The sequence below is a fragment of the Agrococcus sp. Marseille-P2731 genome (assembly GCF_900117395.1).
Lineage (GTDB): Bacteria > Actinomycetota > Actinomycetes > Actinomycetales > Microbacteriaceae > Agrococcus.
The window spans coordinates 525128-542672 of the sequence record NZ_FPEG01000003.1 but is presented as its reverse complement, the minus strand read 5'-3'; the positions used below and the strand labels follow the sequence as shown (position 1 = coordinate 542672).

Annotated in this window: 16 protein-coding genes; 11 read left to right on the top strand and 5 right to left on the bottom strand. The window is 72.7% G+C overall.

The features are described from left to right. The first annotated feature begins 7 nt into the window (after positions 1 to 7). From BQ6202_RS10750 to BQ6202_RS10730, 5 genes are read left to right on the top strand one after another with little or no spacing between them, the layout of a single operon-like run. The gene (locus BQ6202_RS10750; RefSeq protein ID WP_072314446.1) at positions 8 to 1162 is read left to right on the top strand and encodes an extracellular solute-binding protein; all 1155 of its coding nucleotides are present in this window, start codon (positions 8 to 10) and stop codon (positions 1160 to 1162) included. Continuing rightward, on the top strand, positions 1159 to 2880 hold the full coding sequence (locus BQ6202_RS10745) for an ABC transporter permease (RefSeq protein WP_072314445.1): 1722 nt from the start codon (positions 1159 to 1161) through the stop codon (positions 2878 to 2880). Before BQ6202_RS10750 ends, BQ6202_RS10745 begins: the two co-directional genes overlap by 4 nt. Continuing rightward, entirely contained in the window at positions 2877 to 3962 is a 1086-nt protein-coding gene (locus BQ6202_RS10740; RefSeq protein ID WP_072314444.1) for an ABC transporter ATP-binding protein, read from the top strand. The genes BQ6202_RS10745 and BQ6202_RS10740 overlap by 4 nt, the downstream gene beginning before the upstream one ends. Then, positions 3959 to 4549 (top strand): histidine phosphatase family protein, encoded by a 591-nt coding sequence (locus tag BQ6202_RS10735; RefSeq protein ID WP_072314443.1) that lies wholly within the window; start codon positions 3959 to 3961, stop codon positions 4547 to 4549. Before BQ6202_RS10740 ends, BQ6202_RS10735 begins: the two co-directional genes overlap by 4 nt. A gap of 60 nt (positions 4550 to 4609) precedes the next feature. Next, positions 4610 to 5575, top strand: a complete 966-nt coding sequence (locus BQ6202_RS10730; RefSeq protein ID WP_072314442.1) for a hypothetical protein — start codon at positions 4610 to 4612, stop codon at positions 5573 to 5575. A gap of 26 nt (positions 5576 to 5601) precedes the next feature. On the opposite strand, the gene BQ6202_RS10725 is transcribed toward BQ6202_RS10730, so the two are convergent. Then, on the bottom strand, positions 5602 to 6924 hold the full coding sequence (locus BQ6202_RS10725) for a short-chain fatty acid transporter (RefSeq protein WP_083587206.1): 1323 nt from the start codon (positions 6922 to 6924) through the stop codon (positions 5602 to 5604). Positions 6925 to 7103: 179 nt separating this feature from the next. Here BQ6202_RS10725 and BQ6202_RS10720 point away from each other — a divergent pair, with 179 nt between their 5' ends. After that, positions 7104 to 7607 (top strand): hypothetical protein, encoded by a 504-nt coding sequence (locus BQ6202_RS10720; RefSeq protein ID WP_072314440.1) that lies wholly within the window; start codon positions 7104 to 7106, stop codon positions 7605 to 7607. Positions 7608 to 7609: 2 nt separating this feature from the next. After that, entirely contained in the window at positions 7610 to 8785 is a 1176-nt protein-coding gene (locus BQ6202_RS10715; RefSeq protein ID WP_072314439.1) for a hypothetical protein, read from the top strand. Here the strand turns inward: BQ6202_RS10715 and purF are convergent. Further along, the gene (purF, locus tag BQ6202_RS10710) at positions 8782 to 10239 is read right to left on the bottom strand and encodes an amidophosphoribosyltransferase (RefSeq protein ID WP_072314438.1); all 1458 of its coding nucleotides are present in this window, start codon (positions 10237 to 10239) and stop codon (positions 8782 to 8784) included. The genes BQ6202_RS10715 and purF overlap by 4 nt on opposite strands. Before the next feature lie 113 nt (positions 10240 to 10352). Between purF and BQ6202_RS10705 the strand changes: the two genes are divergently transcribed. Then, the gene (locus BQ6202_RS10705) at positions 10353 to 11213 is read left to right on the top strand and encodes an SDR family oxidoreductase (protein ID WP_072314437.1); all 861 of its coding nucleotides are present in this window, start codon (positions 10353 to 10355) and stop codon (positions 11211 to 11213) included. 210 nt (positions 11214 to 11423) lie between these two features. On the opposite strand, the gene BQ6202_RS10700 is transcribed toward BQ6202_RS10705, so the two are convergent. Together BQ6202_RS10700 and tdh are read right to left on the bottom strand one after the other, a co-directional pair. Further along, positions 11424 to 12602: a glycine C-acetyltransferase gene (locus BQ6202_RS10700; protein ID WP_072314436.1), complete on the bottom strand. Its 1179-nt coding sequence runs from the start codon at positions 12600 to 12602 to the stop codon at positions 11424 to 11426. Positions 12603 to 12612: 10 nt separating this feature from the next. Further along, positions 12613 to 13656, bottom strand: coding sequence for an L-threonine 3-dehydrogenase (gene tdh, locus BQ6202_RS10695; protein WP_072315113.1), 1044 nt, complete (start codon positions 13654 to 13656; stop codon positions 12613 to 12615). Positions 13657 to 13772: 116 nt separating this feature from the next. Here tdh and purM point away from each other — a divergent pair, with 116 nt between their 5' ends. The 3 genes from purM to BQ6202_RS10680 all read left to right on the top strand — a co-directional run bounded on the left by purM (position 13773) and on the right by BQ6202_RS10680 (position 15990). Continuing rightward, a complete protein-coding gene (purM, locus tag BQ6202_RS10690) occupies positions 13773 to 14867 on the top strand; it encodes a phosphoribosylformylglycinamidine cyclo-ligase (protein ID WP_072314435.1) in 1095 nt (364 codons plus the stop codon). 348 nt (positions 14868 to 15215) lie between these two features. Then, positions 15216 to 15521: a DUF4190 domain-containing protein gene (locus BQ6202_RS10685; RefSeq protein WP_072314434.1), complete on the top strand. Its 306-nt coding sequence runs from the start codon at positions 15216 to 15218 to the stop codon at positions 15519 to 15521. A gap of 106 nt (positions 15522 to 15627) precedes the next feature. Continuing rightward, entirely contained in the window at positions 15628 to 15990 is a 363-nt protein-coding gene (locus tag BQ6202_RS10680; RefSeq protein WP_072314433.1) for a hypothetical protein, read from the top strand. A gap of 103 nt (positions 15991 to 16093) precedes the next feature. On the opposite strand, the gene BQ6202_RS10675 is transcribed toward BQ6202_RS10680, so the two are convergent. Continuing rightward, entirely contained in the window at positions 16094 to 17494 is a 1401-nt protein-coding gene (locus BQ6202_RS10675; protein WP_072315112.1) for an L-serine ammonia-lyase, read from the bottom strand. Positions 17495 to 17545: the final 51 nt, after the last annotated feature.

Below are 17545 nucleotides of genomic sequence, written 5' to 3'. Positions count from 1 at the left end.
CATGCCCATGCTCACCATCCGTCGCGGCGCCCTCGTCGCCCTGCCGCTCGTCGCTGTCGTCCTGGCCGGCTGCGCCACCGCATCCGCCGACCCCACCGCCACCGAGGTCGACTACGACGCGCTCGGCCACGCCGAGCTCGTCGAGCGCGCGACCGAGGAGGGAGCCGTCACCGTCTATGCCTTCACCAGCCGCATCGCCTCGGTCGAGGAGGCCTTCGAGGCCGAGTACCCGGGCATCGACGTGACCGGTGTCGACATCTCGTCGACGGAGATGATCGCCAGGCTCGCGAGCGAGCACGAGGCTGGCAGCGCGACGGCCGACGTGGCCTACCTCTCCGACGCCCCCGTCGTCATCCCCGAGCTCGTGGAGCCGGGCATCCTGCACCCCTACGTGCCGGAGCGGCTCGCCGAGGTCGTGCCGCCGCAGCACCAGGCGCCGCTGCTGGCACAGCGGCTGTCGACGAAGATCCTCATGTACAACGAGGATGCGCACCCCGAGGGATCGCCGGTGACGAACCTGTGGGAGCTCACCCAGCCCGAGTGGAGCGGCCGCGTCGTCATGGTCGACCCGAACGTGCGGGGCGACTACCTCGACCTCGCGACCGAGATGAGCCTGCGCGCCGACGAGATGGCCGCGGCCCACGAGGAGCTCACGGGCGAGGCGCTCGTGCTCGACGAGGGCGTCGCCGACGCCGGGCTGCAGTTCCTCGCCGACCTCTACGACAACGGCCTCGTGCTCGTCGACGACACGGATGCGGTGAACGCGGCCGTCGGCACCACGGGCCAGGAGCAGCCTCCCGTCGGGTTCACGAGCTACTCCGACCGCCGCGACAACGAGGAGGAGGGCTGGGCGCTGCAGGCCGCCTCGGGCGTCGTCCCCGCGAACGGCATCGTCTTCCCCGCGCTGCTGGGCATCACCGAGGGCGCCGAGCACCCGGCGGCCGCGCGACTCATGATCGACTTCCTGATGGGCGACGACAGCGAGGACGGCGGTGCCGGCTTCGAGCCCTTCCACGTCGCCGGCGACTACCCGACGCGCACGGACATCGCGCCGCACGAGGACGCGCTGCCGCTCGAGGAGCTCGGCGCCTGGTCGATCGACCCGGAGGCCACCGTCGAGCTGCGCGACGCGACCGCGGACTTCCTGCTCACCATCCAGTGATCGGTTCCCTCACCGCTGCCCTGCGGCGGCCCGCGACGCTGCCGGCGCTCATCGCGCTGGCAGCGCTCGCGGTGCTCGTCGCCGGCCCGCTCGCCGGCCTCGTCGTCGCCACGCTCGATGCCGACGGCCGCGAGGCATGGGCCGATGTGGTCGCGAGCCCGCTCTCGACCGCGCTGCTGTGGGAGCCGCTCGGCAACTCGCTCGTGGTGGGTCTCGGCACGGGCATCGCCTCGGTGGTGCTCGGCTCGTTCCTCGCCTGGGCCGTCGTGCTGACCGACATGCCCCTCCGCCGCACCGTCGGCGTGCTCGCGACCATCCCCTTCGCCATCCCATCCTTCGCGATCGCCCTCGCGTGGGAGAGCGTCTTCCGCAACGACCGCATCGGCGGCGCCTCCGGCCTGCTCTCGAGCCTCGGCGTGCAGGTGCCGGATGCGCTGGCGTGGGGCGCGCTGCCCGTCACCCTCACCCTGACCGCGCACTACTTCTCGCTCGCGTTCGTCGTGGTCGCCGCGGCGCTCGCGAGCGTCGGTGGCGACCTGCTCGCGGCCGCGGAGCTCACCGGCGCCTCGCGGGCACGGGTCGCCCTGCGGATCGCGCTGCCGGCGGTCGCCCCCGCCATGGGATCCGGCTTCCTGCTCGCCTTCGCCGAGGGCGTCTCGAACTTCGCGGTGCCCGCGCTGCTCGGCCTGCCCGTGCGCTTCCAGACCCTGAGCACGCGCCTCTACGGAGCGATCTCCACCGGCGACCAGGAGCGCGGCTTCGTGCTCTCGATCCTGCTGGTGCTCGTCGCCGCCGTCGTGCTGTGGACGGGCACGCGGCTCACCTCGCGCTCCGCCGCGACCGTCACGGGCAAGCCGACGCGGGCCAGGCGCATCCGCCTCGGGGTCGCGCGACCGGTCGTGCTCACGGGCGCGCTCGCGATCGTCGCGGCCGCGACGATCCTCCCCGCGATCGTGCTCGCGATCAGCACCTTCCTGCGGCGCACGAACCGCTTCGACGGCGGCGTGACGCTCCACTACTGGACGGGCGCGTCCGATCCGTCGATCGCGCAGGGGATGCGCGGCGTGCTCGTGGACCCGCGCATCCTCGAGGCGATCGGCGGCACCGTGCTGCTGGCAGCGACCGTCGCCGTCATCACGATGGCGCTCGGCTTCGTCGCCGCCTGGTCTGCTGCGCGCACCCCGCCGTGGATCGGAGGCACGCTCGCCTCGCTCTCGTACGTCCCGTTCCTGATCCCCGGCGTCGCGCTCGGCGCAGCCGTCATCGCGCAGTTCGGGCGCCCGCTGCTCGGGCTCCCGAGCCTCTACGGCACCTTCTGGATCCTCGTGATCGGCGGCGTCGCGGCGAGCATCCCCTTCGCGTTCCAGACCTCGCGAGCGGCGCTCGCGCAGGTGTCGCGCGAGCTCGAGGACGCTGCGGCGATCGCCGGCTCCGGCATCTGGCGCACCCTCGGGCGGATCCTGCTGCCGGTCACCGCCCGGGGCACCGTCGGCGGCTCGGCGCTCGTCTTCGTCACGATGGCGCGCGACCTCTCGCTCGTCGTGATGCTCGTGACGCCGGCGACGCCGCTGCTGGCCGTGCTCGCCTACGAGCACGCCTCCGAGGGCTTCACGCAGCACGCCAACGCCATCACCCTCATCATCACGGTCGTCTCCGTCGCCGTGACCCTGCTCGCCCGTCGCCTCGAGGGGCGGCGCTCACCATGGATGGACGCATGACGCTCGCACCAGCTCCCGCCCTCTCGCGGCCCGACGCCCCCGGCGTGCCGATCTCGCTGCGCGGCCTCGGCAAGCGCTTCGGCGCCGCCGTCGCCGTCGACGACATCTCGCTCGACGTGCCCGCGGGCGCCTTCCTCGTGCTGCTCGGCCCCTCGGGATGCGGCAAGTCGACGACGCTGCGGATGCTCGCGGGACTGGAGGAGCCCACCAGCGGCACCATCGCGCTCGGCGATCGCGTCGTCGCCGACGGCGGCGCCGGGATGCACGTCCCACCCGGCAGGCGGGGCATCGGCATGGTCTTCCAGGGCTACGCCCTCTGGCCGCACATGACGGTGCGGCAGAACATCGAGTGGCCGCTGCGCGTGGCTCGGTGGTCGGCGCCCGAGCGCCGGGCTCGGATCGCGGAGACGCTCGCGCTCGTCGAGCTGGAGGCGCTCGCGGAGCGGCACCCGGCTCAGCTCTCCGGCGGGCAGCAGCAGCGCGTGGCCATCGCCCGCACGATCGCCCCGCGCCCCTCGGTCCTGCTCTTCGACGAGCCGCTGTCGAACCTCGACGCGCGCCTCCGCGTCGACCTTCGAGCCGAGCTCATGCGCGTGCACCGCGAGTCCGGCGCCACGAGCGTGTACGTGACGCACGACCAGGGCGAGGCGCTCGCGATGGCCACGCACGTCGCGGTCATGCGCGACGGCCGCATCGAGCAGCTCGGCACCCCGCAGGAGCTCCTGCAGGAGCCGGCGACCGCGTTCGTCGCCGAGTTCCTGGGCACGCCGCCGGCGGTGCTCGTGCCGGGGAGGGGCGAGGGGGAGTCGTTCGTGCCCGACCCGGGCGGCGCGCTCCTGGCGATGTATCGGCCCGACGCGGTGCGCCTCGCCGCCGCGGACGGCGGCGCGCTGGACGTGGATGTGCTCGAGTCGACACCGCTGGCCGGACGCCTCGTCACGACGGTGCGCCACGGCGACCGCCGCATCGCGATCGTCGGCGAGGATGCGGCGCACGCCGCGGCCGTCGGCGCCGCGCGCGCTCGCCTGGTGCTGCCCGCATCCCCGGTGCGGACCTTCGCGCGCGAGGGGGCGGGCCTGTGACCACGCTCCTGCTCGTGCGCCACGGGTCCACCGAGTGGAACGCATCCGGCCGCCTGCAGGGCGCGACCGACATCGCGCTCTCTGCGCAGGGCGAGCGCGAGGTGCGCTCGCTCCGACCGCTGGTCGAGGCCTGGTCGCCGAGCGCCGCGGTCTGCTCGCCGCTGCAGCGCGCCGCTGCGACCGCGCAGCTGCTCACCGGTGAGGCTGTCACCGCCGACCCCCGCCTCGTCGAGGTGGGCCTGGGGGCGTGGGAGGGCCGCACGGCCGCCGAGATCGGCGACGACGTGCGCTCGTGGCGCCGGGGCGAGCTCGTGCCCCCGCGCGGTGAGGCGGCGGATGCGGCGAGCGCCCGCATCCTCGCGGCGCTGCGCGATGCGGCCGCCCTCGGCGGCACCGTGCTGGTGGTGACGCACGGGGGCGTGGTGCGCGCTGCGCTCGGCGGTCTCGTGGGGCTCGCGACCCGGCACATCGCGCCGGTGCCTCCAGCGAGCCTGACCGTGATCGACCTCGCGGGTGACGAGCCGCGGCTCCGCGCCCTCGGCATCACGCCGCAGCAGCAGGCTCCTGCGAGCCACCTGCAGGCATGACGCGAGGGGTGCGCTCCCTCGTGCCGGGCGGTGCACGGGTGCAGGGGCCATACTGAGCACATGGCGCAGGTGGTGAGACCGCAGGGCTGGATCGGCCCGCTGGTCATGTTCGTGATCGGCATCATCCTGCTGCTCAACGGCGTGCCGGCGCTCCTGCAGTGGCTGCCGTGGATCGCGCAGTCGTCGCTCATCGTGGGCGTCGAGGGCGCGCTCGAGACGGCACTCGTGCCGCTCGTCGTCGCCTTCGCGTGCACCTTCATCGGCTTCCTGCTGATGCGGGGCGGCTTCGGTGCGCTGCGCCAGCGGATGCGCGGGGCTGCCGGTCGTGCGTCGGCGCAGGCCCGCTCGGGCGTGCAGCAGGTGCGCCAGGAGGCGGCCCAGCGCGCGGGCAACGCCTCGTCGCAGGCCGAGCACCTCGTCAACCGGGTGCCGCAGTCGTGGCGCGAGCGCATCGAAGCAGCCGCAGCGGCGGTCGAGCAGGAGCGGGCCACGCAGAGCGGGCAGAGCGCCTCGCAGGTGCAGCGCCGCGCGCCGCGCCAGGGCCAGGGCCAGCAGGTCGGCCAGCCCTACCTCGGGCAGAGCCAGCAGGTCGGTCAGCCATACCTCGGCCAGGGCCAGCAGCAGGGTCAAGGCCAGCGCATGCAGCAGGGCCAGGGCGCGCAGCAGGGCCAGAACGCACCGGCGCAGCGCACCCAGCAGCTGCCCGGCGGCGACCGGCTGCAGCGGATCGAGCAGCTCCGCCAGCGCGTCGACACTCGCACGCAGGAGGCGACGCAGCAGCCGCAGCAGGCCGCGAAGCAGGCCGCCGCTGAGGCGCGCCGCCTCGCGAAGGCGGCGGCCCGCCAGGCATCGCAGGGCCTGCCGATGCACTTCGACGCCGCGACCGAGGCGCTCGTCGGCCAGCTCGACGCGGCCGACACCGAGCGCATCCGCCGCCGCGGCTCATCGCTCGTGCGGTCGTCCCTCACGAGCGCGGCGCTGTCGAAGACCTCGCTCAGCACCAACTCGCTCTTCCGCCACCGCTGACGCCGCCGCGGCCGCTCGCGCTGCGGTCAGAGCGACCAGATCAGCAGGATGGTCGCGAACACCGCGCCCGAGGCGATGAGCGTGACCATCGTGTAGCCGAGGATGTCGCGCATCTTGAGCCCGGCGATCGCCAGCAGCGGCAGCGCCCAGAAGGGCTGGATCATGTTCGTCCACTGGTCGCCGTAGGCCACCGCCATGATCGGGATGGCCGGGTCGACGCCGATGCGCTCCGCGGCGTCGAGCAGGATCGGCGCCTGCACCGCGAACTGGCCGCCGCCCGAGGGCACGAAGAAGTTGACGAGGCCCGCCGACAGCAGCGCGAGCACGCCGAAGGTCGTCGGCGTGGACACCGAGACGAACCAGTCGGAGAAGACCTGGATCAGGCCCGAGCCCGTCATGATGCCGAGGATGCCGGCGTAGAGCGGGAACTGCAGGAGGATCTCGCCCACGTTCGACGCCGCCTCCTTCGTGAGCCTGATGATCTCGAAGGGGTTCTTCACCAGCAGGAAGATGAGCGCGAGGAACGACCAGTTGACGATGTCGAGGGTGATCGTGCCGCCCTGCACGAAGTGCACGACGAGGTAGAACACGAGCGCCGCGCCGACGAGCAGGGTGATGATGCGGCTGGCGTCGATGCGGTCAGCGGGCGTGACGACCTCCTCCTCCTGCTCGACCACCTGCTCGCGCAGGTCGAGCTCCAGCTCGACGATCCGGTCGCTGCCGCGCGGTGCGACCAGCGAGAGCGCGACGGCGACGACGACGATCGTGGCGACGGCGCCGATGATGTTGGGCAGGGCGAAGGTCGTGGCGGTGATCGGGATGACCTCGCCGCCGAGGTGCTCGGCGATGAAGGAGTCGGGCGTGGCCGCGGTGAGGGGGCCGGAGCCCGAGTAGCCCATGTGCCAGACGACGAAGCCGGAGAAGCCAGCGGCGACGAGCATCGGGAAGTGCAGCTTCAGCCCGCGCTCCCTGCCGGAGGCCGCGACCTCCCGCGCGAGCAGCCCACCGACGACGAGCCCGAGGCCCCAGGTGATGAGTGAGGCGACCGCGGCGATCACGAACACGAAGAGGTAGGCCTGCACCGGCGTCTGCGGCAGCGCCGAGAGCCGGGTCAGCAGCTTGCGCACCGGCCGGGTGTTGGCCAGCATGTGGCCGAGCAGCAGGATCAGCGCCATCTGCGTCATGAAGGCGAGCAGGCCCGCGAGGCCGTCGCCCCAGGCGGTCACCAGATCGACGGGGTTCGTCTGCGTGACCGTCAGCGCGAGCAGTGCGACGATGAGCGTGAGCACGATCGCGAAGACGAGCGCGGATGGGATCCACCGCTCGACGACGGTGTTGATGGGCCGCATCGCGCGAGCGAGCGGGGCGCCGGGGGGCTTGGTTCCGGCAGGGCGATTCGCCATGGTTCACCTCGTTGTGCATCAGTGTGCGTGGGACGTCGTGGGCCAGGGGCACCACGCTCGACAGTACTGGGGCGGATGCGGTGCGGCACGCCCGCGGCCGCGGGGCGGAATGGGATGATCGGGGCATGGAAGCAACGCCCGACCCCGGTCAGGACGGTGAGCGCGCCCCCCGCGAGCGCCGCCACGACGTGGAGGTGCAGGTGCGGCGCACGCCGCGCTACGGCACCTTCATCGCGATCGGCGCAGTGCTCGGTGCGGTCGCGGCGTGGGTCACGGCCATGCTCATGCCGCCGGCCGTCGATGAGCTCGGCCGCGTCGTCGACACGACGGCGGTCATCGGACTCGTCATCGTCGCGGGATTCGTGGTCGGCGCAGGGCTCGGCGGCCTGGTGGCGGTGATCATCGACCGATCGCTCGCGAAGCGCAGCACCACCCTCGTCGCCGAGCAGACCGACGTCGAGGAGCCAGATGCTCCGGTCGAGGGCGAGCCGCTCGAGGACGAGGCGCCCGCTGTCGAGGCCGCGTTCGAGCCGCTCGACGGGCAAGGCAGCTCTGGCGCCTCCGCCGATGGCGCTGACGGGGCCGTCGGGGGCGACCGGCCCGACCCCGACCACCGCCGCGAGCCCTGATCGTGGCAGCCCGGCGCTCCCGGCTCGGTGCGGCGCACGCGCTGACCTGGGTCGCTCTCGGGCTCGCGGCGGCGGCGTCGACGACGGATGCGGTGTCCCGCGAGGGCGGTGCGCTCGCGCTCGCGCTCGGCGCAGCAGCGGCGACCGCCGCCGGGGCGCTGGGACTGCTGGCACCGCCGCGCCTGGGCGCCCGATCGCTCCTGCTCGCATCCGCCGCACTGGTCGCCGCGAGCGTCGGCACGATGGCGGCGCTCGCGCTCCTCGGGCAGCCGCCGCACCTGCTGGCCGCAGCGGCGCTCGGCCTCGGGGCCGGCGCCCAGATCGCGGGCGTTCGAGTGGCCGTCGCTGCCGATCCGGCGCTCGCGCCGCGCGTGCGCCCCGCGCCGACGCTGCTGGCCGCGGCGCTCGGCGTCGCGATCGTCACCGCGCTCGCTCTGCTGCCCTCCGGCGGCGCGGCCTCGGCGCTCATCCTGGCGCTCGCGCTGCAGCTCGTCGCACTGGCGCTCGTCGCCCTCTCCGACCGTCTTGCCTCCGCTCCCGAGCTGTCCGCCGAGCATCCGGGCGGGGGCGCTGGCGGCGCCGAGCCTCACACCGCGGGTGAGGGCGGGGCAGCCGCGCGGCTCGCGCCCGCCCTGCTCGCGCTGCTGGCGCTCGCCGCGGCGGGCGCCGTCGCGCTCGCAGCGCTGCGACCCGGCCTGTCGGCGATCGGCGCCGATGACCCGCAGCCGGCCGGTCCCATCGCGCTGACGCTCGCGCTCGGTGCGCTGCTCGGCCCGCCGCTCGCGAAGCTCGTCGAGCGCTTCGGCGGCACGTCCGCCGCGACCCTCGCAACGGTCGGCGGCGCTGCGGCGCTCGTCGCGCCGATCGCTCGTCCCGGTGCCCTCGACCTCGTGGCCGCGGCCGGCCTCGGGGTCGCCCTCGCCGCATCCGTCGCCCTGGTCGAGGTCGCGCGCCGCGCGGGTCAGCGCCTCGCCCCGGGAGCATCGGCGCTCATCGTGCTCGCCGGCGCTGCCGGCGCTGCCCTCGCTGCACTGCTGCTCAGCGCGGTGCCGCTGCCCGACGTGGTGCTCGGCGCGGCCATCGCCTGCCTCGTGGCGGGCATCGGCGTCTGGGCTCCCGGGCCGCGCAGCGGCGGGCGCGCGCAGGCACCGGCGAGGCCGCCGGGCCTCAGCGCCTAGCTCAGCTGGGTGCGCTCGACCCACTCGAGGTACTCGGGGCTGACATCCCCGGTCACGTACTCGCCCGTGAAGCACGACATGTCGAGGCCGGTGATGTCGGTGCCGCCGATGATCGCCTCCTGCAGGTCCTCGACCTCCTGGTAGACCAGGAAGTCGCTGCCCAGCTGCGCGTTGACCTCGGGGATCGTGCGTCCGGATGCGATGAGCTCGGACCGCGAGGGCATGTTGATGCCGTAGACGTGCGGGTAGCGCACCGGCGGCGCCGCCGACGTGAAGGTGACCGAGTTCGTGCCGACCGCGCGCATCATCTCGACGATCTCGCGGCTCGTCGTCCCGCGCACGATCGAGTCGTCGACGACCAGCACGTTCTTGCCGCGGAACTCGCTCTCGAGCGCGTTCAGCTTCTGCCGCACCGACTTCTTGCGGGTCGCCTGCCCCGGCATGATGAACGTGCGGCCGACGTAGCGGTTCTTGTAGAAGCCCTCGCGGTACTCGATGCCGAGCCGGCGGGCGACCTCCATCGCCGCGGGTCGCGACGAGTCGGGGATCGGCATGACGACGTCGATGCTGCCGGAGGGCGTGTACTGCGCGATGGTGTCCGCGAGGCGCTCGCCCATGCGCAGCCGCGACTCGTAGACGTTGATGCCGTTCATCACCGAGTCAGGTCGGGCGAGGTAGACGTACTCGAACGAGCAGGGCAGCAGCACGGGGCTCTCGTGCGTCATCTCGGCGATCAGCTCGCCGTCGGGCGCGATGAAGATCGCCTCGCCCGGGCGCACGTCGCGCTCGAGGGTGAAGCCGGAGCCCGTCAGCGCGACCGACTCGCTCGCGACCATCCACTCGGTGTGGCCCTTGGTGCTGCGGCGCGAGCCGAGCACGAGGGGGCGGATGCCGTAGGGGTCGCGGAAGGCGAGCATGCCGTGGCCGGCGATGAGCGCGATCACGCCGTAGGAGCCCCGCACGCGCTCGTGCACGCGGCGCACGGCGCTGAAGACGCGGTCGGCGTCGAGCGCGCCGGAAGCGACGAGCGTCTGCAGCTCGGAGCCGAGCACGTTGACGAGCATCTCGGTGTCGCTGCCGGTGTTCACGTGGCGGTGGTCGACGGTCGCGAGCTCCTGCTCGAGCTCGCGCGAGTTCGTGAGGTTGCCGTTGTGGACGAGCACGATGCCGTAGGGGGCGTTCACGTAGAACGGCTGCGCCTCCAGCTCGTTCTCGGCCTCTCCGCGCGTGGCGTAGCGCACGTGTCCGAGGCCGATGTCGCCCAGCAGCGCGCGCATGTCGCGCGTGCGGAACGCCTCGCGCACCTGCCCCTTGGCCTTCCGCACGTGGATCGAGCGATCCTGCGCGGTTGCTATGCCCGTGGAGTCCTGCCCTCGATGCTGCAGCAGGGCCAAGGCGTCGTAGACCTGCTGGTTGACGCTCGAGTCGGAGACGATGCCGACGATGCCGCACACGGGCGAGCTCCTTCTGTCGCGGGGCTGACGACCAAGCCTATCGACCGACGGGCGGTGGCGGATGCCGGGGGTCACCCACGGGACATCCAGCAACCGGGAGCAGGGTGGGGGACATGAACCCCGACACCGAATCCATCAAGAACCTGCCCGAGCAGTCGCAGGAGTGGCCGGGCCGCACCGACGAGCTGCAGCCGGTGCCCGATCACGGCGAGACGAGCTACACGGGCCGCGGGCGCCTCGAGGGCAAGCGCGCGCTGATCACCGGCGGCGACTCCGGCATCGGTCGCGCCACCGCGATCGCCTTCGCGAAGGAGGGCGCCGACGTCGCTATCGCCTACCTGCCCGCCGAGCAGGACGACGCCGACGAGACGTGCCGCCAGGTCGAGGCGGCGGGCCGGCGCTGCGTGGCCGTGCCGTGCGACCAGCGCACCGACGAGGCGAACCGCGAGCTCGCGGCGAAGGCCATCGAGGAGCTCGGCGGCCTCGACGTGCTCGTCAACAACGCGGGTTACCAGATGGCGCAGGACTCGCTCGACGACATCACCGACGAGCAGCTGCGGCAGACCTACGAGACCAACATCTTCGCGATGTTCAACCTCACGCGCGCGGTGCTGCCGCACCTCGCGGAGGGCGCGAGCATCATCAACTGCTCGTCGATCCAGGCCTTCGAGCCCTCGGAGACGCTGCTCGACTACGCGTCGACGAAGGCCGCGATCAACAACTTCACCGTCAACCTCGCCGCCCAGCTCGGTGAGCGCGGCATCCGCGTGAACGCCGTGGCGCCGGGGCCGATCTGGACCCCGCTGCAGCCGACGACGAAGCCGAGCGTGAAGGACTTCGGCATGAACGCGCCGCTCGGCCGCCCCGGCCAGCCGATCGAGGTGGCGACAGCGTTCGTCTACCTCGCGAGCGACGAGGCGAGCTACGTCTCGGGCACCGTGCTCGGCGTCACGGGCGGCAAGCCGGTCTTCTAGAGTCCGGAGGGCTCGATGCGGCGCAGCCGCGTCGAGCCCGCAGGACTGCAGGTCGAGGAGCGCGCGACGCAGTCGCACGCGTCACGAGACCCCGCGCTCAGCACGCCGCGAGCGCGAGCGCGGAAGCAGGACCCCTTCCACCCAGCACGACCCGGTGCACCATGTCCCTGCCGGTGGAAGGGGTCCGCTTCGCTGCGGGCGGGGGTGTGCTCAGCCCGCGACGCGCTCGCGGGACGCCGCGAAGGCGGCGACCGCGCGGTCTACGTCGGCGTCCGAGTGCGCCGCCGAGAGCTGCACGCGGATGCGCGCCTCGCCGCGGGGCACGACGGGGAACGAGAACGCGGTGACGTAGACACCCTCGGCGAGCATCGCATCCGCCATGTCTGCAGCGAGCCGCGCGTCGTGGAACATGACTGCCGTGATTGGGTGCTCGCCGGGCAGCAGCTCGAAGCCTGCCTCCTCCATGCCGACGCGGAATCGCGCCGTGTTGCGCTGCAGCTGCTCGCGCAGCTCGCCAGCGCCCTCGACGAGGTCGAGCGCCTTGAGCGAACCGGCGACCACGGAGGGGGCGAGCGCGTTGGAGAAGAGGTAGGGGCGCGAGCGCTGGCGCAGCAGGTCGACGATCTCGGCGCGGGCGGCGATGTAGCCGCCGGAGGCGCCGCCGAGCGCCTTGCCGAGCGTGCCGGAGATGATGTCGACGCGATCCTGCACGCCCGCGTGCTCTGGGGTGCCAGCGCCAGACGGCCCGGTGAAGCCGACCGCGTGCGAGTCGTCGACCATGACCATGGCGTCGTAGCGCTCGGCCAGGTCGCAGATGGCCTCGAGGGGTGCGAGGTAGCCGTCCATCGAGAACACGCCGTCGGTGACGATCAGGCGGCGCCGGGCGCCGGCTGCGTCCTGCAGGCGCGCCTCGAGCTCTGCCATGTCGCGGTTCGCGTAGCGGTGGCGCGCCGCCTTCGACAGCCGGATGCCGTCGATGATCGAGGCGTGGTTCAGCGCGTCCGAGATCACGGCGTCGTCGGGGCCGAGCAGCGTCTCGAACAGCCCGCCGTTCGCGTCGAAGCACGACGAGTAGAGGATGCAGGCCTCCTGGCCGAGGAACGACGCCAGCCGCGACTCGAGCTCGAGGTGCTGCGTCTGCGTGCCGCAGATGAAGCGCACCGAGGCCATGCCGAAGCCCCAGTCGTCGAGCGCGGCCTTCGCTGCGGCGACGATCTCGGGGTGATCGGCGAGCCCCAGGTAGTTGTTGGAGCAGAAGTTGAGCACCTCGCGCCCGCCAGCGACGACGGTGGCGGCCTGCGGCGAGTCGATGGCGCGCTCGCGCTTGGTGAGGCCTGCGGCCTCGATCTCGGCGAGCTCGTCGGCGAGGGAGTCTTTGATCGAGAACACGGGGTCTCCTTTAGCGGGTGAAGTCGAGGATGACCTTGCCGGCGCTGCCCGCGCGGGCCCGGTCGAAGGCGCGCTCCCAGTCGGAGAACGCGAAGCGGTCGGTGATGACGGGGGAGACGTCGAGGCCCGTCTGGGCCATCGCGGCCATGGCGTACCAGGTCTCGAACATCTCGCGACCGTAGATGCCCTGGATCGTGAGCATGTGCGAGACGACCTTGCCGAAGTCGAGCTCGATGGGCGCTGACGGCAGCCCGAGCATCGCCATCCGGCCGCCGAAGTTGAGGTTCTCGATGATGCCGACGAGCGCCGCGGGCGCTCCCGACATCTCGAGCGCGACGTCGAACCCCTCGGTCATGCCCAGCTCGCGCTGCACGGCCGCCAGGTCCTCCTCGCGCGGGTCGAGCGCGCGGAAGCCGAGCGAGCGGGCGAGCTCGAGGCGCGCCTGCGCGAGATCGGTGATCACGATGTGGCGGGCGCCCGCGTGCCGCGCGACCATCGCCGCCATCAGGCCGATCGGGCCGGCACCGGTGACGAGCACATCCTCGCCGATCACCGGGAACTTGAGTGCCGTGTGCACCGCGTTGCCGAAGGGGTCGTAGATGCCGAAGACGTCGAGCTGCTGCTCGGTGGCGCTCGCAGCCGTCACGCCCGGGTGCACCCAGACGTTCGAGGCCGGGATGACGACGAGCTCGGCGAAGCAGCCGTCGCGCTGCACGCCCAGGTTCGAGGTGCGGATGCAGAGGTGGCGTCGCCCGGCGCGGCAGTTGCGGCAGTGGCCGCAGACGACGTGGCCCTCGCCGCTCATGAGCTGCCCGACGGCGAAGTCGGTGACGCCCTCGCCGATCTCCACGATCTCGCCGCAGAACTCGTGCCCGACGGTCACGCCCGGCTGCACCGCCGACTGCGCCCACGCATCCCAGGCATCGATGTGGAGGTCGGTGCCGCAGATGCCGGCGCGCAGCACGCGCACCTTCACGTGCCCGGGCGGCGTCTCGGGCTCGGGGATCTCGACCAGCTCGAGTCCTGGCGTGCCTCGGGTCACGAGTGCGTGCATGGACGTCTCCATCGACAGTGGGTGGGTGTGCCGTGGCCCATCCTGCCATCTGGCGCTGTCCGCGCAGGGCCGGGGCGCGGCACCGGAGCGCACGTCGCGCTCGGTAGCCTGGAGGCATGACCGATCCGTATGCGTCCGCCGGCGTCGACACCGGGGCGGGCGACCGCGCTGTGGAGCTCATGAAGGCCGCGGTCTCGCGCACGCACGGCCCAGGGGTGCTGGGCGGCTTCGGCGGCTTCGCCGGACTGTTCGACCTCTCGGCGGTCGGCACGTACAGGAAACCGCTGCTCGCGACCTCGACCGATGGCGTCGGCACGAAGATCGCGCTCGCGCAGGCGATCGACAAGCACGACACCATCGGGCAGGACCTCGTCGGCATGGTCGTCGACGACATCGTCGTGGTCGGCGCGAAGCCGCTGTTCATGACCGACTACATCGCCACGGGCCGCGTGGTGCCCGAGCGCATCGCCGACATCGTGCGCGGCATCGCCGAGGCCTGCGAGGCCACGGGCACCGCGCTCGTCGGCGGCGAGACCGCCGAGCACCCGGGCGTGATGGAACCCGACGACTACGACGTCGCCGGTGCCGCCGTCGGTGTGGTCGAGGCGGATGCGGTGCTGGGCGCCGAGCGCGTGGGGACCGGTGACGTCGTGGTCGCCATGGCGTCCTCCGGGCTGCACTCGAACGGCTTCTCCCTCGTGCGCCACGTGCTCGCCGAGCGCGGCATCGCGCTCACGGACCGGGTCGACGAGCTCGGCGGCATCGCCGCAGAGGCGCTGCTCGAGCCGACCCGGCTGTACACGCTCCCGCTGCTCGGCATGCTCGATGCCGGCCTCGGCATCCGCTCGATCTCGCACGTGACCGGTGGTGGCATCGCGGCGAACCTCGCGCGCGTGCTGCCGCAGGGCTCCGCCGTCGAGATCGATCGCGCCGGCTGGCAGGTGCCGGAGGTCTTCGCGGCGCTCGCGGCGCTCGGCGGCTTCCCGCTCACGGAGGCCGAGGGCACGTGGAACCTCGGCCTCGGCATGCTCGCGGTCGTCGACGCCGCCGATGCCGATGCCGTGATCGCGCGCAGCGAGCAGGCGGGGATCCCGGCGTTCGCGGTGGGCAGCGTCGCGCGGGCGCAAGCCCTCGGCGGCGGACAGGGCTGGGTGCAGGGCGCCAAGGGCGTCGACGGCGGCGCCGTGCGACTGACGGGCCACTATCGCTGATGCGGCAGTGGGTCACGGAGGCGGCGTACCGGAGATTGCCCGCCCGCGTCCAGGTTGCGCCGACGCCAGCGGCGTACGGTGGCACGAGCTTGGGCGCCCCGGTGCACGGTGCGTCTCGATCGCGAAGGAGGTGGCGGGATGCCCTCGGATCCCGACCGATTCCGGCCGCGTGAGCACGAGACTCGGCCGCAGGCGCATGGCGCGCGGCAAGGATCAGCGCCCGCGCAGCACCCTGCGAGGTACGCCCCGGCGCCAGCGCCTCAGCGCTACGCGCCACCGCAGACCGCAGCCTTCGACGGCCGCGATGCACCGCTGATCCACCCCGCGGCCGCCCAAGCGTCGCAGGTCATGCCCTACGGCATGCCCGTCTATCAGGCGCCCACCTATGCGTACATCGCTCAGCCGGCGCGGGGCCTGTCCATCACGGCGCTCGTGCTGGGGCTGTGCTCGGTGCTGTTCGCGTGGCTCCTGGTGGTGGTGCCCGTGCTCGGTGTCGTCTTCGGCCTCGTCGCGCTCAGGCGCGAGCCCGCCGGGCGGGTGATGGCGATGATCGGCACGGTCTGCTCCGCCCTCGGGCTGCTGCTGGTGCTGCTCGTGTACCTGCTGCCGTTCGGCGCCTTCTTCGGGGCGATGCTCTTCGGCGCGCTCTCCTGAGCTGACGCCGCTCGCGCTCGCGCGCGCCCGCGGGGCGCTTGCCAATAGGCTGTGGGCGACGCGCTCGCGTCCCCTGCACCCGCATCCCATCACGCGAGGACACCCCATGACCTACATGCCCCCGGAGCAGCCCGCTCAGCAGCCCGCGCAGCCCGCGGCCGGCTACCAGGCCTACCAGCCCACCGACCAGTCCTACGGCGGCTACGGCGCGCCCGCGTCGACGAGCAAGACGCTCTCGCTGTGGGGCCTCATCCTCGGCATCTCCAGCATCATCCTGCCGCTGTTCCTCAACGCGATCGCCGGCGCCGTGCTCTCCGGCATCGGCCTCGCCAAGGAGCCCGCTGCCAAGACGATGGCGATCTGGGGCCTCGTGCTCTCGATCCTCGGCTTCATCTGGAACATCGTGTTCTGGACCATCGTGGTGCCGATCATCATCATCGCCGCGTTCGCCTCGAGCTACGGCTACTGAGCCGCGCGAACCCCGCGAAGGCCAGGACGGCCCGCCGAGAGGCGGGCCGTTCGTCGTCTCCGGCACGAGCGCAGGCTGTGGGCGGGCGTGACCGCCGCATGCCTCAGCACTCGATGTAGGCGACCGCCAGGCCGCCGAGCGCCGTCTCCTTGTACTTGTCGCTCATGTCGGCGCCCGTGCGCCGCATCGTCTCGACCGCGGTGTCGAGCGAGACGTAGTGCGTGCCGTCGCCCTGCTTCGCCATGCGCGCGGCGTTGATGGCCTTGACGCTCGCCATCGCGTTGCGCTCGATGCAGGGGATCTGCACGAGACCCTTGATCGGGTCGCACGTGAGGCCGAGGTTGTGCTCGATGCCGATCTCCGCGGCGTTCTCGATCTGCTCGGGCGTCGCGCCCAGCACCGCGGCGAAGCCCGCTGCGGCCATCGCGCACGCCGAACCGACCTCGCCCTGGCAGCCGACCTCGGCGCCCGAGATGGAGGCGTTCGACTTGATGATGATGCCGATGGCGCCCGCCACGAGCAGGAACCGCACCTGCCACGGCAGCTCGTCCTCGGCGCAGTTCGCGAAGCGGTCGGCGTAGTGCATGACCGCCGGGATGATGCCGGCTGCGCCGTTCGTGGGCGCGGTGACCACGCGCGCGCCCGCGGCGTTCTCCTCGTTGACGGCGAGCGCATAGAGGTTGACCCACTCCATGCCCTCGAGCAGGTCGGGCCTGCCGGCCTTCGGTGCGGCATCGCGCTCGAGCAGCTTCGCGTGCCACTCCTTCGAGCGCCGCTTCACGTCGAGCCCGCCCGGCAGGATCCCGGGCGTCTCGATGCCGTGCGCGACGCACTCCTGCATCACCACCCAGATGCGCTCGAGCTGCGCGACGGTCTCCTCCCGCGAGCGCCAGGCCGTCTCGTTCTCGAGCATCAGCTCGGCGACCGAGAGACCGGTCTCGCGGCACAGGGCGACCAGCTGGTCGCCGTTGGTGAACGGATGCGCGACAGGATGCGCCTGCGCGGCTGGCGCGGGCACGGGGGAGAGCACGTCGCCCGCGTCGTGCCGCATGACGAAGCCGCCGCCGATCGAGTAGTAGCCGGCCGTCGCGACGACGTCGTCGGATGCGTCGTAGGCCGTGATGCGAAGCGCGTTCGGGTGCTCGCGGCGCACGGTGAGCGGCCGGAACACGAACACCTTCGCCTCGTCGAAGGGGATGGGCGTGCGACCGCCGAGGGAGAGCTCGCCGGAGGAGCGCACTGCCTGGAGCGTCGCGGCGATCTGCTCGGTCTCGACCGTGTCGGGCGCGAGCCCCGAGAGGCCCAGGATGATGGCGGTGTCGGTGCCGTGCCCGGAGCCCGTGGCGCCCAGCGAGCCGAGCAGGTCGACCCGCAGCCGGACGGCGTCGTCGAACCTGCCCGTGGCGTCGAGCTGCCCGACGAAGTCGAGGGCGGCGCGCATCGGCCCGACGGTGTGCGACGACGAAGGGCCGATGCCGATCTTGAACAGGTCGAGCACCGACAGCGATTCGAAGACCGGCGCGGTGGCGGTGGCGTGGCTGCCGACCTCGGTCGG

What these genes read in the sequence shown, in the direction of transcription:
- BQ6202_RS10685 (WP_072314434.1), top strand. Translation starts at nt 15,216, where the DNA reads ATGCCCTACGGCATGCCCGTCTATCAGGCGCCCACCTATGCGTACATC.
- BQ6202_RS10705 (WP_072314437.1), top strand. Translation starts at nt 10,353, where the DNA reads ATGAACCCCGACACCGAATCCATCAAGAACCTGCCCGAGCAGTCGCAG.
- purM (WP_072314435.1), top strand. Translation starts at nt 13,773, where the DNA reads ATGACCGATCCGTATGCGTCCGCCGGCGTCGACACCGGGGCGGGCGAC.
- BQ6202_RS10750 (WP_072314446.1), top strand. Translation starts at nt 8, where the DNA reads ATGCTCACCATCCGTCGCGGCGCCCTCGTCGCCCTGCCGCTCGTCGCT.
- BQ6202_RS10720 (WP_072314440.1), top strand. Translation starts at nt 7,104, where the DNA reads ATGGAAGCAACGCCCGACCCCGGTCAGGACGGTGAGCGCGCCCCCCGC.
- BQ6202_RS10680 (WP_072314433.1), top strand. Translation starts at nt 15,628, where the DNA reads ATGACCTACATGCCCCCGGAGCAGCCCGCTCAGCAGCCCGCGCAGCCC.
- BQ6202_RS10725 (WP_083587206.1), bottom strand. Translation starts at nt 6,924, where the DNA reads ATGCGGCCCATCAACACCGTCGTCGAGCGGTGGATCCCATCCGCGCTC.
- BQ6202_RS10740 (WP_072314444.1), top strand. Translation starts at nt 2,877, where the DNA reads ATGACGCTCGCACCAGCTCCCGCCCTCTCGCGGCCCGACGCCCCCGGC.
- tdh (WP_072315113.1), bottom strand. Translation starts at nt 13,656, where the DNA reads ATGCACGCACTCGTGACCCGAGGCACGCCAGGACTCGAGCTGGTCGAG.
- BQ6202_RS10730 (WP_072314442.1), top strand. Translation starts at nt 4,610, where the DNA reads ATGGCGCAGGTGGTGAGACCGCAGGGCTGGATCGGCCCGCTGGTCATG.